This is a genomic window from Antrihabitans auranticaus (genome assembly GCF_016481275.1).
Taxonomy (GTDB): domain Bacteria; phylum Actinomycetota; class Actinomycetes; order Mycobacteriales; family Mycobacteriaceae; genus Antrihabitans.
This window is the reverse complement of record NZ_JAEMNW010000001.1, coordinates 117657-131786: the sequence shown is the minus strand read 5'-3', so window position 1 is coordinate 131786 and position 14130 is coordinate 117657. Positions and strand designations below refer to the sequence as shown.

Sequence of the window (14130 nt, the reverse complement as noted above, 5' to 3'; positions counted from 1 at the left end):
ACGGTCTTACGAACGGGAACGGTCACAAGAACGGCAACACCGTGACCCCCGCACATTCGGCGACCGAGTGGCTGCCGTACGCGGCAAAGGGAATTCACGAGTTCGTAGTCGGCTGCGAACACAACCAGATGATCGACCCGAGCTCTCTAGCGGTGATCGGGCCAATCCTCGAGGAATACCTCGCACAGCCCAAGAAGGCGTCCTCGGGGGGACTCAAGCGTCCAACAAGACGGCCAATAAATCACTGATAGGAGAGCACGATGAAGCTTCTGAGATCGTCGGCGATAATCACGTCGACGGTTGTAGCGGCGGCGCTGTTCGGCACCGCTGTAGCGCAGGCGGAGCCGGCGAGCGACGTCATCAATTACACGACGACGTGGGTCGGCACGAACACCGTCAACACTCGTATCGACTCGGGCTACTTCCGCGAGACGGACGCCGCAGTCGAACTTGTCGATAACGCCGGCACGGTCCGTGAGGTCGTGCCCACGTATTTCACCTGGGACAACGTCAGATACCCGATCGCTGCCGCGATCAGTGAAGACGGCCAGAACCTGCAGATGACACCGAAGGACCTGCCGACGACGGTGTCCGAGGTGCTGCAGCGTGACCGTGGAGCGGCGTGGGATCACCTGCGCACAGAAGCAGTCAAATGGTGGGAGAACGGCGGCATGATGGCCGTCGCAGTCGGCGCGACCGTCGGTCAGGTCGTCGGCTGTATCGCAATCTTGCTCAACCCGATCGCGGGATGCATCTTGGGGACGATCATCGGCGCGGGAATAGGAGCAATCGTCGGAATTGTGCGAGGGGGTGAGAACCTGCAACCAGCGATCTTCGATTACTTCAGCACATACGCCCCTTAACAACTCCGAACACCGACAAGAATCGAGGTTGATCGCGGCCATTCGCGCAGCATCGCGGATGGCCCGGCCCTCGCATTGACAACGAATCAGTGTGCCGTTCGGTTCGCAATTCGCGAAACTCTTTCGGCGTGACAGATCACCTTGTCGGCGCAGATCCATCCGGACCCTCGGTCGCTCACCACCTGGAGCGGTCGAGGGTCCGGCTGTCTGCGCCAGGCAACCACTCAGGTCGGCGGCCGCAACGCCGCGAATTCGTCGGTGACCCGAATGGACGAATCAGTGAAGCGATACAGCGCCGCCGGCCTGCCACCGGTGCGGCCGGGGGCGGAGGTTGTGCCAGTGGGGGTCAGCACTTTGCGCCGATTCAAGACACGTTGGAGGTTCGTCGTGTCGACGTCGTAACCTAGTGCTGCACAATATATTTCGCGGAGCGTCGACATCGCGAACTCCTGGGGTGCCAACGCGAATGCGATGTTCGTGTAGGAGAGTTTTGCGGCCAGGCGAGTGCGCGCGTGCTCGACGACCACGCCGTGGTCGAACGACATGACCGGCAGCGCCGACACGGGATGCCAGGCGGTGTCGTCGGGAAGTTTCGGATCGGTCGTCAACGGGACGAGGCCGAGGAATGTCGACGCGATCCTGCGTGGACCCGGCACGCGGTCGGGCTCGCTGAACACCGACAGTTGTTCGAGATGCGCCAGCTTCCGCACGTCAACCTTCTCTGCCAGCTGTCGCCGCGCCGATGCCGTCAGGTCTTCGTCGTCGCGCAGCTTTCCACCTGGCAGGGACCACGTCCCGACCTGTGGATCGAGGGCGCGTTGCCAGAGCAGTACCGCCAGTTCGGGTCGCGCGCCGTTGCCCGGTTTGTCCGAACCGAAGTACCGCACCTGGAACACCGCGGTGAGCGATTCGTGGATGGTGCTACTATGAAGCATGTTTTCGATCATAAGTCGAAAACTGCTCGATAACAAAGCAGAGATGCGAACTCGGCTCAGCCCCCGGGATCGCGGGAAAGGAGCCGACATGGCCACGACACTGCTGGAAGCGCAGATTCAGGACAGCCCAACCGGATTCAGTGGCGTCGTCGGCACTCCTGAATGGGCAACCGAGGTCAAGCGGCTCGCGCGGAAACAGAACGCGACGATCCTGGCGCACAACTACCAGTTGCCCGAAATCCAGGATGTTGCCGACCACGTCGGGGACTCGCTCGCGCTATCGCGGATCGCCGCCGAGGCGACCGAGGGCACGATCATCTTCTGCGGTGTGCACTTCATGGCCGAGACGGCGAAGATCCTGAGCCCCACGAAAACGGTCCTGATCCCGGACGCGCGCGCGGGCTGCTCCCTCGCGGACTCCATCACTGCCGACGACCTGCGTGCCTGGAAAGCGGAGTTCCCCGACGCCGTCGTCGTCTCCTACGTGAACACCACGGCCGAAGTGAAAGCGCTGACCGACATCTGCTGCACGTCGTCCAACGCAGTCGATGTCGTTGCCTCCGTCGATCCCGACCGCGATGTGCTGTTCCTGCCGGACCAGTTCCTCGGCGCGCACGTCAAACGCATCACCGGCCGCAAGAACCTCCACATCTGGGCGGGCGAGTGTCACGTCCACGCCGGCATCAACGGCGACGAACTGACTGCGCAGGCGCGCAGCCACCCGGATGCCGAGCTCTTCGTGCACCCGGAGTGCGGTTGCGCGACGTCGGCGCTGTACCTCGCGGGCGAAGGTGCGTTCCCAGCCGATCGCGTCCACATCTTGTCCACCGGCGGCATGATCGACGCCGCCCGCGTCGCGAAGTCGAAGCAGGTTCTCGTCGCAACCGAGGTCGGCATGCTGCACCAGCTGCGCAAGGCCGCGCCGGGCATCGACTTCCAGGCCGTCAACGATCGCGCGTCCTGCAAATACATGAAGATGATCACTCCCGCCGCGCTACTGCGCTGCTTGATCGAAGGCAAGGACGAGGTGCACGTCGATCTGGATATCGCAGAGCGCGCGCGCAAGTCGGTGCAGCGAATGATCGAAATCGGTACCCCGGGCGGAGGCGAGTGACGCGCGCGCCGGGGGGCGCGATCGCGTGGGAGGCGCGGGCTGATCTCGTCGTGGTCGGTGGCGGTGTAGCGGGGCTCACCGCCGCCCGCGCGGCCTCGGTGCGCGGACTGAATGTCCTCACTGTCAGCAAGGGCGGGCCGACAGACACTGCGACGCAGTACGCGCAAGGCGGCATTGCTGTCGTCGCGCCCCAGCGAGATTCGGTCGACTCGCATGTCGAGGACACCGTCGAGGCCGGTGCGGGCCTCTGCGACGAAGCGGCCGTTCGGTCGATCGTGGCGGGTGGCCAGCGGGCGATCGCCGCACTGACGGACCTCGGGGCGGTGTTCGACCTCGGCCGCGACGGTGCCGTCTCGCGCACGCGCGAAGGCGGGCACAGTACGCGGCGAATCATTCACGCGGGCGGCGACGCAACCGGTGCCGAAGTGCAACGCGCCCTGAACGCCGCAGGTATGCCCGTGCTATTCGGGGCGAGCGCAGCGCGGGTCGTCACCGACGCAGCCGGCGTGACGGGCCTGCTGGTGCTGTCGAAAGAGGGATACGGGGTGGTGCACACCCCGTCCGTGCTCCTTGCGACCGGTGGACTCGGCCAGCTCTATTCGTGCAGCACGAATCCGCCCGGTGCCACCGCGGACGGCATCGGGCTGGCATTGGACGCGGGTGCAACTGTCGAGGACATCGAGTTCGTGCAGTTCCACCCGACCGTGCTGTACACGCCGGGCGGAACCGGTCGGCGTCCCCTGATCAGCGAAGCGGTCCGCGGCGAGGGTGCGAAATTGGTCGACACCGAAGGCAACTCGGTGACGAAGGGCGTTCACCCACGTGGCGACCTTGCCCCTCGCGATGTCGTGTCGAAAGCGATCTCCGCGCGGATGCGCCAACTCGGCACCGACCATGTCTTCCTCGACGCGCGAGCAATACCCGGCTTCGCCCAACGCTTTCCGACGATCACCGCATCGTGCTTGGCCGCCGGAATCGACCCGGCTCACCAACTCATCCCCGTCGCACCTGCCGCGCACTATCAGTGTGGTGGCGTCGTGACCGACGTCAACGGTTGCACCGAGGTCCCCGGTCTGCTCGCGGCAGGGGAGGTCGCGCGGACCGGTCTGCACGGCGCGAACCGGCTCGCGTCCAACAGCCTGCTCGAAGGACTGGTGGTGGGGGAGCGGGCAGGCGCTGCCGCCGCACAGCGCGCCGACCTGCGCGTCGAGGTGAAGGATCCCGGCCAGCGTGCGATGCCGCACATGCCCCGAGAGAAGTTGCAAGCATTGATGACCGAGCACGCCTCGGTCGTGCGTGACGGCTCGGGTCTCGCGATTGCGGCAGCCGAACTCGCGGCGGCGTCGCAAGTGGTGTCCGAATCCGTCGATGCGCTCGAAGACGCGGCTCTGACGATCACCGCGACCGCACTCGTACTCGCTGCCGACGCGCGCACCGAAAGCCGTGGCTGCCACACGCGTTCGGACTATCCGGACGCAATCGAAACCCAGCGCCGGAGCATTCCCGTGCGGATGGACCGGTCGGGTGAACTACAGCTGGCAGAACTGAGATTGACAGGAGTGCGTTAGATGACGCTCGATCGTGACGAGGTCCTACGGGTGATTCGCACGGGACTCGACGAGGACCTGCGATTCGGCCCCGACGTCACCAGCGCCGCAACGGTTCCCGCGGACGCAGTGGCGAAGGCTGCTGTCGTATCCAGGGAAGTGGGCGTGGTTGCCGGGATCGATGTCGGCCTCATGGTGCTCGACGAGGTGATCGGCGAGGGGAACTACGAGGTCGTCGATCGGATCGCGGACGGCTCCCGGGTGCAGAAAGGCACTGTGGTGCTGACAGTTTCCGCGCCCACGAGAGCGCTGCTCACTGCTGAGCGGACGATGCTGAACCTCGTCTGCCACATGTCCGGTATCGCGTCCGCGACGGCGCGCTGGGTCGACGCCGTCGACGGTACGGACTGCAGAATTCGGGACACGCGCAAAACACTTCCTGGCCTGCGTGCTCTGGAGAAGTATGCGGTCCGCATGGGTGGCGGCGTGAATCACCGAATGGGGCTGGGCGATGCAGCACTGATCAAGGACAACCACGTTGTGGCAGCGGGTTCGGTGGTTGCGGCATTGCAGGCTGTGCGAGCCATGCGCCCGGACATCGAGTGCGAAGTGGAAGTCGACAGCCTCGAGCAACTGGACGCGGTTCTGGAGCAGAACGTCGAACTCGTTCTGCTGGACAACTTTCCGTTATGGCAAACTCAGACTGCGGTGCAGCGCAGAAACTCTCGTGCACCGCAGACCAAGCTCGAATCTTCGGGCGGGCTGAGCCTCGAAGTGGCAGCCGAGTACGCGAGAACGGGCGTCGATTATCTTGCCGTTGGGGCGCTGACGCATTCGGTCTCGGTACTCGACCTGGGCCTCGATATGTGAACTAGCCCGAGTTGATATTGAGGTTCAGAACGAAACCGCCGAACGTCAAGATCGTGTTGGCAAGCCCCAGCGTGACCCCACTGTTGAGCGCACCAAGGATGCCGAGCATCCCGTTGTCCCCTTCAGGCATTTTTTCCCCTTTTGCTATGAAACAGCACGCGATGTGTGCGCGTCTACCAGGACGATAAAGGACTGGATAAAGTTTTGCTACGAAATGCGCTTGCTTCCTTGAACATTCATTTCAAGATCAACGTAATGCGTTAGTGATAGCAAAGATTCGGCAACTTCTGGATATCCGAAAGCGCTGGTTGTGCAGCGTTCAGGTCGGTTGACCAGTTACTTGAAGAAGGACTCGATCCAGGCCTGGGCCGCTGGTTGGACATTCGGATTGCCTTGTACAACACCCACGGCGGCGCCGATGCCGGCTCCGATGATCGTCCCGATGATGCAGCCCGCGATGAAGTTCGGGAAGATCGACAGGCAGCCGATTCCGAAACCTATTGCCGCACCGATGGCAGTCGAGACGGGTCCCTGGTTGTTCCAGCCCGTGACGATCTCGCGCATGAGTGTGTCCCATGCTGCCTGGCGGTCGGCGTTGCTCGCAGCCGGTGTCTCTTCGATGCCCACCTGCTGCGGCTTCATCTGCAATTTCTGGCCGCCATCAGTGATTTCGGTCGGAATCGGATGTGGTCGCCCGTTCAAGTCGTACTGCGTCGGAATGCTTTCGACCGGTTTGCCCGCGTCATCGACCAGCGTGACGAACTTGCCGTCGGGTGACGTCTGCCAGTACCCGTAATCCACACTCGCACTCACCGACAAGTTGTCGCCAAGTTGCACTTCGTAAGTCAGCAACCGACCCGGCTCGATCGGTGCGGGCTCCGCGTACGACGCACCCGTGCTGACAAGCGATACGGCGGCAATCAGCGCCGTCGCGGCGACAGTTCCTCGCAGCCTCATGGGCCCCTCATCTCTGTGCTCGGCGAGCGGGCCCCCATTGGTCAAGTTCTTATAACGTCCCGCCGCCGGTGCAAACATACCCAGGCGCGGCCGAAATTTTCCAGACTCGAACGTTTTGAAATTCTCGAGTATCTCCAGTCCCTGTTCGAAGTATTAGAAACCCCAGCCCATTTCGGACTCACGGTCTGTTTCGAACGCGATATCGAACATTCGGATTGTCTCTAAGTCCTTCCCCCACAGCCGGTGTGCCTTTGCGAACGGGGCGGCGCGGTGCGCGCCGAGGTACAGACTGCCGAGCACATCGATGTCCATGGATAGCTGCGCAGTTGCGTCCGTGCGGATGCACGTTGCCTTCCGGTCGCGAATCGACAGCGCGAAATTTCCTCCGGCATCGAGAAATGGATCGCGGACCTCGATGACCGTATCGAAGTCGACGGCATACTCGCGGGCTTCCAGTGCCGCGGGTATGTCCATGATCCGCACCCACAGTCCGTCGGCACGTTCCTTTGTTTCCACCTGCCGACCGTCGGCCAGCAGATAGGGGAGCGCGTCGTCTTCGCGAACGTGCGCGTCGACGCGGCCGACGAGATCCATGCCGAGCAAGACGCGCCACAGGGCAATGTGGGCATCGTCGGTGACGGTGCGGAGCTCGTGGACCCGGATGGAATCGGTCGGCTCGCCGGTCGTCCGTGTGAACAACGCGTACCCGTCACGATGAACGAGCGAGTACAGAACCGGGCGATCGTCACCGTGCTTGTTGCGACCGGCGAAGACGAGGTCCCACATCGCAGGCGGGCGGACCTGGGCACCGGGCACCAAAGCCTGCCAGCGGTCGTAGATCCGGGGGATCGACGTCGCCGCATCCCCGATCCGGGGAATCGTCACGCCGCCGGGATCCGGGACGGCGTCATGAAAGCGGGCCAGACGGCGATCGAGCTGAATGCCGCAAGCGATGGTCGCCGGTCCGTACCCGAACCTGCCGTAGATCCCGCCTTCACTCGCAGTCAGCAATGCGAGTGGCACACCCGTGGACTGGATGCGTCGGTGCTGCTCGGTATACAACGCACGGAGGAGACCGCGCCGGCGGTGAGTCGGCGACACGCATACGGCGGTGATGCCCGCGGCGGGGACCTGGTTGCCGCCGGGGACGGTCAGCGTCAGCGAGATGTCTGTCGTCTGGCCGACGATCGCGCCGTCGTCGAGCGCAATGAGAATGCGCTTCTCGTCGATGATCGAGCGCCACGAAAGCTGATTCGCCTCGGTCGCAGTGTGGCCGAAGCAGAAGGCGAAGTGCTGGATGAGATCTGGCCAGTCCGCCGGCGTTCCCGGCCGGAAGGTAATACCGTCGAGAGTTGTCATTTCATCGACACTGGCACAAGCGGCGGGCGTCGGCATCCGATTTTCGACGTCGTCCGCGCGACGTGGTCCGGCCCACGTATCGGGCAGAAGTATCCTTGAGGTGCGCTTGACGCCCCTTCGAGAGGAATTCGATGTCTGCCCGCACCCAGCTCTCCCGCGTCGATCTACGCGGTCGGAGCGCCACTACGGCCGAACTTCGCGCCGCGTTGCCACGCGGTGGAGTCGATGTGGACTCGGTGCTGCATCAGGTTCGTCCGGTGGTTGAAGCGATCCGTGATCGTGGCGTCTCTGCTGCGCAGGAGTTCAGCCAACGATTCGACGGCGTTGCTCCGGCATCTGTCCGCGTTCCCGCGGCCGAGCTGACGAAGGCGCTCGACGAACTCGATCCCGCTGTTCGGACCGCACTCGAGGTTGCGATCGACCGCACCCGGCTCGTCCACGCCGACCAGCGCAGAACGGACAAGACAACCCAGGTCGTGCCGGGCGGCACGGTCACCGAGCGGTGGATTCCGGTCGAGCGGGTCGGGCTGTATGTGCCGGGCGGCAACGCCGTGTACCCGTCGAGCGTCGTCATGAACGTGGTCCCCGCTCAGACTGCGGGCGTGGACTCGCTCGTCGTCGCGTCACCGCCGCAAGCACAGTTCGGTGGTCTGCCGCACCCGACGATCCTCGCCGCGGCCGCATTGCTCGGCGTCGACGAGGTGTGGGCGGTCGGGGGAGCACAAGCGGTCGCGCTGCTCACCTACGGTGGTACCGACACCGACGGAGCCGAACTCGGGCCCGTCGATCTGATCACCGGTCCGGGCAATATCTATGTGACCGCCGCGAAGCGGCTGTGCCGCGGGCTGGTCGGTATCGACGCCGAAGCCGGCCCCACCGAAATCGCGATCCTTGCCGACGCGACTGCCGATCCCGTGCACGTCGCGGCCGACCTCATCAGCCAGGCCGAGCACGACGTACTCGCCGCCAGCGTCCTCGTGACCGACAGCGAGCAATTGGCAGATGCCGTCGACGTTGCGTTGTCCGCGCAGCTCGAGGTGACCAAACACCGCGAGCGCGTGGCAACGGCATTGGCGGGCAGCCAGTCCGGCGTCGTATTGGTCTCCGATATCGACGAGGGCCTGCGTGTCGTCAACGCCTATGCGGCCGAACACCTGGAGATCCAGACACGTGACGCGTCCGCCGTTGCCGCGCGAGTCCGCAGTGCCGGAGCGGTCTTCGTCGGTGCGTGGTCACCGGTGAGCCTGGGCGACTACTGCGCGGGGTCCAACCACGTGCTGCCGACGGCCGGTTGCGCGCGGCACTCGTCCGGACTGTCCGTGCAGACGTTCCTCAAAGGTGTTCACGTCGTGGACTATTCGGAGGCGGCGCTCAAAGAGGTCTCCGGTCACGTCATCACGCTGGCGAACGCCGAGGACCTGCCCGCGCACGGTGAAGCTGTGCGGCTGCGATTCGAGTCATTGCGGTGAGCGGGGTCCCCGGCGCATCGATCAGTCTCGACGACCTCCCGCTTCGCGAAAGTCTGCGTGGCAAAACGCCGTACGGCGCACCGCAACTCGTCGTCCCGGTGCAGCTGAACACGAACGAGAATCCGCACCCGCCGACGAGGGCATTGATCGACGATGTGGCCGAATCGATTCGGGCCGCCGCCGCAGATTTGCACCGCTATCCGGATCGTGACGCGGTTGCGCTGCGAACAGACCTCGCCGCATACCTGCAGCGCCAGACCGGAGTGGCTGTCGCGGCTGCAAATGTCTGGGCCGCGAACGGGTCCAACGAGATTCTGCAGCAGTTGCTGCAGGCCTTCGGCGGACCAGGTCGGTCGGCGCTCGGCTTCGTACCGTCGTACTCGATGCACCCGATCATCTCGACCGGGATCAACACAGAGTGGGTGGAAGCCAAACGGAGCGAAGACTTCTCGCTCGACGTCGACTACGCAGTCGCCTCGATTGCGGAACGCCGCCCCGACGTGGTCTTCGTCACGAGCCCCAACAACCCGACGGGACACAGCCTTTCGCTCGACGCGTTGACGGCGATCCTCGAGGCGTCGCCGGGAATCGTCGTCGTCGACGAAGCCTACGGCGAGTTCTCCTCGGCGCCGAGCGCGCTGCGGCTGATCGAGCGGTTCCCGACGAAGCTCGTGGTGTCCCGCACGATGAGCAAGGCGTTCGCGTTCGCGGGTGGGCGGCTCGGCTATCTTGTTGCCGCGCCTGCCGTCATCGACGCAATGTTGTTGGTGCGCTTGCCGTATCACCTGTCCGTGGTCACCCAGGCTGCCGCGCGAGCAGCGCTGCGACATGCCGACGAGACCCTGGGAAGTGTCGCGGAACTGGCGTCGCAACGCGATCGAGTGGCGGGGGCATTGAGCGAACTCGGCTACGACGTGATTCCGAGCGATGCAAACTTCGTTCTGTTCGGCAGGTTCACGGACGCACCGCAGGCCTGGCAGCACTACCTGGATGAGGGCGTGTTGATCCGTGACGTCGGCATTCCCCGATATCTACGTGCGACGATAGGTTTGGCGGCCGAGAATGACGAGTTGCTGCGGGTGAGCGAAAAGCTCGCCGGAACCGAGTTGGAGAACTGATGGCACGCATTGCGCGGATCGAACGTACGACCAAGGAGTCGTCGATCGTCGTCGAATTGAACCTGGACGGCACCGGTGTCGTCGACATTTCCACCGGGGTTCCGTTCTACGACCATATGCTGCACGCGTTCGGCGCGCACGGCAGCTTCGATCTGACCGTCCGTGCGACCGGCGACACGGAAATCGAAGCGCACCACACGGTCGAAGACACCGCGATCGTGCTCGGCCAGGCGCTCGGGCAGGCACTCGGCGACAAGTCCGGCATCCGGCGATTCGGCGACTCCTACATCCCGATGGACGAGACACTCGTCCACGCGGCGGTCGATGTGTCAGGCCGACCGTATTGCGTCCACACAGGCGAGCCGGAACACTTGCTGCACAGCGTGATCGGAGGCGAGCAGCGGTCGGCGAAGGCGGGTGCGCCGTACTCGACGGTCATCAACCGCCACGTCTTCGAATCGCTGGCGCTCAACGCCCGAATCGCGCTGCACGTCCGCGTCCTCTACGGCCGCGATCAGCACCACATCACCGAAGCCGAATACAAGGCCGTCGCGCGCGCGTTGCGTGCCGCGGTCGAGCCCGACCCACGCGTCACCGGTGTGCCGTCGACCAAGGGCACTCTGTGAAGTCGGTAGCGTTGCTCGACTACGGCTCGGGGAATCTGCACTCCGCCGAGCGTGCGCTCGTTCGCGCCGGGGCCGACGTCACCGTCACATCGGAGTCCAAGGTTGCCCTGGACGCAGACGGCCTCGTGGTGCCCGGCGTCGGTGCGTACGCCGCCTGCATGGCGGGACTGCTGGGGGTGAAGGGTCACCAGATCATCGGCCGTCGCCTTGCCGGTAGTCGACCCGTGCTCGGCATCTGCGTAGGCATGCAGATCCTTTTCGAGCGCGGCGTGGAATTCGGTGTCCAGACCGACGGTTGCGGCGAGTGGCCCGGCACGGTCGCCCAGTTGCCTGCACCGGTGCTGCCGCACATGGGGTGGAATACGGTGACGGCCCCCGCCGACAGCGTCCTGTTCGCCGGACTGGACGCCGATACGCGCTTCTACTTCGTGCACTCCTACGCGGCGCAGGAATGGGAGCTACCGGCGTCCGACACGATGGCGCCCGCCAAATTGACCTGGGCAGAACACGGTGCACCGTTCCTCGCGGCCGTCGAAAACGGTCCACTCGCGGCAACCCAGTTTCATCCCGAGAAGTCCGGCGACGCCGGAGCCGTGCTGCTGAGGAACTGGGTGAACAGCCTGTGACGGACCAGGCGCCGCGCGGATTCTCTTACGCCCGGTTGGCGATCTCCTCCATCGGCGCCGCGACCGCGGTCCTTATCGTGACGACTGTCGTGATCGGGGTCTTCGAACCCGGCCCCGGAGTCGGTTTGACCATCGCCCTCGCGGGTGTGGTCGGCGCGATCGCAGCGATGGGGATCACCGCGACACGGATCACCAACCGCGCATTCGACGAACAGCGGGGTCGCGGTGGTCCGAGCAGCGGTGATCCCGAGCACAGCGGTGGTCCCGAGCGCAGCGGCGACGAGCAGACGAAGTAGGGTTCTAGCACGTGAGCCTGGTTTTGTTGCCTGCCGTCGATGTTGCCAACGGCGAAGCTGTCCGTCTTGTCCAAGGTGCCGCAGGGAGTGAGACGAGCTACGGCTCGCCCCGAGATGCGGCCCTCCAATGGCAGAACGACGGTGCCGAGTGGGTCCATCTCGTCGATCTGGATGCCGCGTTCGGTCGCGGCTCCAATCGTGACCTCCTCGCCGACGTGGTCGGCGAACTCGATGTGAAGGTCGAACTGTCAGGCGGAATTCGCGACGACGCGTCCTTGGATGCCGCTCTGGCAACCGGTTGCGCGCGGGTGAATCTCGGCACCGCAGCGCTCGAGGACCCGGTCTGGTGTGCACGAGCGATCGCCAAGTACGGCGAACGGATCGCCGTGGGCCTCGATGTTCGCATCATCGACGGTCAGCACCGCCTGCGCGGTCGCGGGTGGGTCAGCGACGGCGGCGACCTGTGGGAGGTCCTCGAGCGTCTCGACCGTGACGGCTGCTCCCGATACGTCGTCACCGATGTCGGCAAGGACGGCATGCTGACCGGACCGAACCTCGAACTTCTGAGCCAAGTGTGCGCTGCGACCAAGGCGCCCGTCATCGCATCCGGTGGAGTCTCCTCCTTGAACGACCTCCGTGCGATCGCGACGCTCGTGCCCGAAGGTGTCGAAGGATCGATCGTCGGAAAGGCGCTGTACGCGGGAAGATTCACGCTCGTCGACGCCCTAGCCGCAGTGTCTGGCTGACCCGCGATGAGCCTGCCCGACGACCCCGCTGTACTGCTCGCGACCGCGATCGAGCTGCTCGACTCGGTAAGTGACCGGTTCGTCGAGGGCGTCGGCGCACCGAGCGCGGTCCGCAAGGGCTACGACGATTTCGCAACCGAACTCGACTTGGAGCTCGAACGCACGTTGTCGGAAGAACTGTTGCGACGCACGGGGATCGAGGTCCATGGTGAGGAGTTCGGTGGACCCGACCTCGCCAGCGGAACGTCCTGGGTGCTCGATCCGATCGACGGCACCTACAACTATTCGGCTGGGCTTCCGCTCGCCGGAATGCTGCTTGCCCTGGTGTCCGACGGACAGCCGGTGCTCGGTCTGACTTGGCTGCCTTTGCTCGGTGAGCGCTATACGGCCATGGTGGGCGGGCCGTTGCTCCGCAACGGGGAAGCGCTGCCACCGCTGGAATCTCGAACGCTCGCAACGTCGATGATCGGTTTCGGCGCTTTCAATGTCGACAGTCGCGGCGTGATTCCCGGCGAGTATCGGCACCAACTGCTCGGCACGTTGAGTCGGGTGTCTTCCCGGCTGCGCATGCATGGGTCCACCGGCGTCGACCTCGCGTTCACTGCGGCGGGTGTGCTCGGTGGCGCGGTCGTATTCGGGCATCACCCGTGGGACAACGCCGCTGGAGTGGCGCTGGTCCGCGCGGCCGGCGGCGTGGTCACGGACCTCAAAGGGGCGCCCTGGACGGTCGCGTCGCGCTCGGTGCTGGCCGCGGCCCCGGGCGTGCACGAAGAGCTCTTGCGGGTCGTGCTCGCAGCCGAACTGGAAGGCGAATCGCGATGACCGTTGCGGTGCGTGTTATCCCATGCCTCGACGTGGACGCTGGTCGCGTCGTCAAGGGTGTCAATTTCGAAAACTTGCGTGATGCGGGCGATCCCGTCGAACTTGCGGCCGCATACGACGCGCAAGGTGCCGACGAGCTGACCTTCCTGGACGTCACTGCGTCAACTGCTGCGCGCGGCACGATGATCGATGTCGTAACCCGCACGGCGGAACAGGTTTTCATTCCGCTGACCGTCGGCGGGGGTGTTCGCAGCGTCGAAGACGTGGACCGCCTGCTGCGCGCAGGCGCGGACAAGGTCTCGGTGAACACGGCAGCAATCGCTCGGCCGGAGTTGTTGCGCGAGTTGAGCGAACGGTTCGGGTCGCAGTGCATCGTGCTTTCGGTCGACGCACGCACCGTGCCCGACAGCCAGCCGGACACGCCGTCCGGGTGGGAGGTCACCACCCACGGCGGTAAGCGCGGCACCGGGATCGACGCCGTCGAGTGGGCAGTCCGCGGCGCCGAGCTTGGAGTCGGCGAAATTCTCCTCAACTCGATGGACGCCGATGGCACGAAAGCCGGCTTCGACCTGCCCATGATCCGAGCGGTGCGAGCCGCTGTCCACGTGCCCGTCATCGCAAGCGGCGGTGCCGGTGCGGTGGAGCACTTCTCGCCCGCCGTGACCGCTGGAGCCGACGCCGTGCTCGCTGCCAGCGTCTTCCACTTCGGCGACCTCCGCATCAGCGAGGTCAAGAGCGCGATGCGCGCAGACGGCATCATCGTTCGCTGAGCCGGCGTTGTG

The 14130-nt window shown here is 64.8% G+C and carries 16 protein-coding genes; 12 read left to right on the top strand and 4 right to left on the bottom strand.

What is annotated here, in order from left to right; translation table 11 throughout:
- Positions 1–260 precede the first annotated feature (260 nt).
- Positions 261–863: a hypothetical protein gene (locus tag JGU72_RS00625; protein WP_199681836.1), complete on the top strand. Its 603-nt coding sequence runs from the start codon at positions 261–263 to the stop codon at positions 861–863.
- A gap of 224 nt (positions 864–1087) precedes the next feature.
- Here JGU72_RS00625 and JGU72_RS00620 read toward each other — a convergent pair whose 3' ends face one another.
- Entirely contained in the window at positions 1088–1798 is a 711-nt protein-coding gene (locus JGU72_RS00620) for an NUDIX hydrolase (protein ID WP_199681835.1), read from the bottom strand.
- A gap of 88 nt (positions 1799–1886) precedes the next feature.
- On the opposite strand from JGU72_RS00620, the gene nadA reads away from it, so the two are divergent.
- The 3 genes from nadA to nadC are packed head-to-tail and all read left to right on the top strand — an operon-like array spanning position 1887 to position 5329.
- A complete protein-coding gene (gene nadA / locus JGU72_RS00615) occupies positions 1887–2912 on the top strand; it encodes a quinolinate synthase NadA (RefSeq protein WP_199681834.1) in 1026 nt (341 codons plus the stop codon).
- Positions 2909–4480 (top strand): L-aspartate oxidase, encoded by a 1572-nt coding sequence (locus JGU72_RS00610; RefSeq protein WP_199681833.1) that lies wholly within the window; start codon positions 2909–2911, stop codon positions 4478–4480. Before nadA ends, JGU72_RS00610 begins: the two co-directional genes overlap by 4 nt.
- Positions 4481–5329 (top strand): carboxylating nicotinate-nucleotide diphosphorylase, encoded by an 849-nt coding sequence (gene nadC, locus JGU72_RS00605; protein ID WP_199681832.1) that lies wholly within the window; start codon positions 4481–4483, stop codon positions 5327–5329.
- 1 nt (position 5330) lies between these two features.
- Here nadC and JGU72_RS30955 read toward each other — a convergent pair whose 3' ends face one another.
- The 3 genes from JGU72_RS30955 to JGU72_RS00595 all read right to left on the bottom strand — a co-directional run bounded on the left by JGU72_RS30955 (position 5331) and on the right by JGU72_RS00595 (position 7645).
- Entirely contained in the window at positions 5331–5459 is a 129-nt protein-coding gene (locus JGU72_RS30955) for a hypothetical protein (protein WP_267909123.1), read from the bottom strand.
- A 206-nt stretch (positions 5460–5665) separates the two neighbouring features.
- A complete protein-coding gene (locus tag JGU72_RS00600; protein ID WP_199681831.1) occupies positions 5666–6286 on the bottom strand; it encodes a hypothetical protein in 621 nt (206 codons plus the stop codon).
- 153 nt (positions 6287–6439) lie between these two features.
- A complete protein-coding gene (locus JGU72_RS00595) occupies positions 6440–7645 on the bottom strand; it encodes a GNAT family N-acetyltransferase (protein ID WP_199681830.1) in 1206 nt (401 codons plus the stop codon).
- A 131-nt stretch (positions 7646–7776) separates the two neighbouring features.
- Here JGU72_RS00595 and hisD point away from each other — a divergent pair, with 131 nt between their 5' ends.
- From hisD to hisF, 8 genes are read left to right on the top strand one after another with little or no spacing between them, the layout of a single operon-like run.
- Positions 7777–9114, top strand: a complete 1338-nt coding sequence (hisD, locus tag JGU72_RS00590; RefSeq protein ID WP_199681829.1) for a histidinol dehydrogenase — start codon at positions 7777–7779, stop codon at positions 9112–9114.
- Positions 9111–10232: a histidinol-phosphate transaminase gene (locus JGU72_RS00585; protein WP_374101047.1), complete on the top strand. Its 1122-nt coding sequence runs from the start codon at positions 9111–9113 to the stop codon at positions 10230–10232. Before hisD ends, JGU72_RS00585 begins: the two co-directional genes overlap by 4 nt.
- Positions 10229–10858, top strand: a complete 630-nt coding sequence (hisB, locus tag JGU72_RS00580) for an imidazoleglycerol-phosphate dehydratase HisB (protein WP_199683107.1) — start codon at positions 10229–10231, stop codon at positions 10856–10858. The genes JGU72_RS00585 and hisB overlap by 4 nt, the downstream gene beginning before the upstream one ends.
- Positions 10855–11484 carry an imidazole glycerol phosphate synthase subunit HisH gene (gene hisH / locus JGU72_RS00575; RefSeq protein WP_199681828.1) on the top strand — a complete coding sequence of 210 codons (630 nt, stop codon included), beginning with the start codon at positions 10855–10857 and terminating at the stop codon, positions 11482–11484. The genes hisB and hisH overlap by 4 nt, the downstream gene beginning before the upstream one ends.
- Positions 11481–11780 (top strand): hypothetical protein, encoded by a 300-nt coding sequence (locus JGU72_RS00570; RefSeq protein ID WP_199681827.1) that lies wholly within the window; start codon positions 11481–11483, stop codon positions 11778–11780. The genes hisH and JGU72_RS00570 overlap by 4 nt, the downstream gene beginning before the upstream one ends.
- Before the next feature lie 11 nt (positions 11781–11791).
- Entirely contained in the window at positions 11792–12526 is a 735-nt protein-coding gene (gene priA, locus JGU72_RS00565) for a bifunctional 1-(5-phosphoribosyl)-5-((5-phosphoribosylamino)methylideneamino)imidazole-4-carboxamide isomerase/phosphoribosylanthranilate isomerase PriA (RefSeq protein WP_199681826.1), read from the top strand.
- 6 nt (positions 12527–12532) lie between these two features.
- Positions 12533–13348 carry an inositol monophosphatase family protein gene (locus JGU72_RS00560; RefSeq protein WP_199681825.1) on the top strand — a complete coding sequence of 272 codons (816 nt, stop codon included), beginning with the start codon at positions 12533–12535 and terminating at the stop codon, positions 13346–13348.
- Positions 13345–14118: an imidazole glycerol phosphate synthase subunit HisF gene (gene hisF / locus JGU72_RS00555; RefSeq protein WP_199681824.1), complete on the top strand. Its 774-nt coding sequence runs from the start codon at positions 13345–13347 to the stop codon at positions 14116–14118. Before JGU72_RS00560 ends, hisF begins: the two co-directional genes overlap by 4 nt.
- Positions 14119–14130 lie beyond the last annotated feature (12 nt).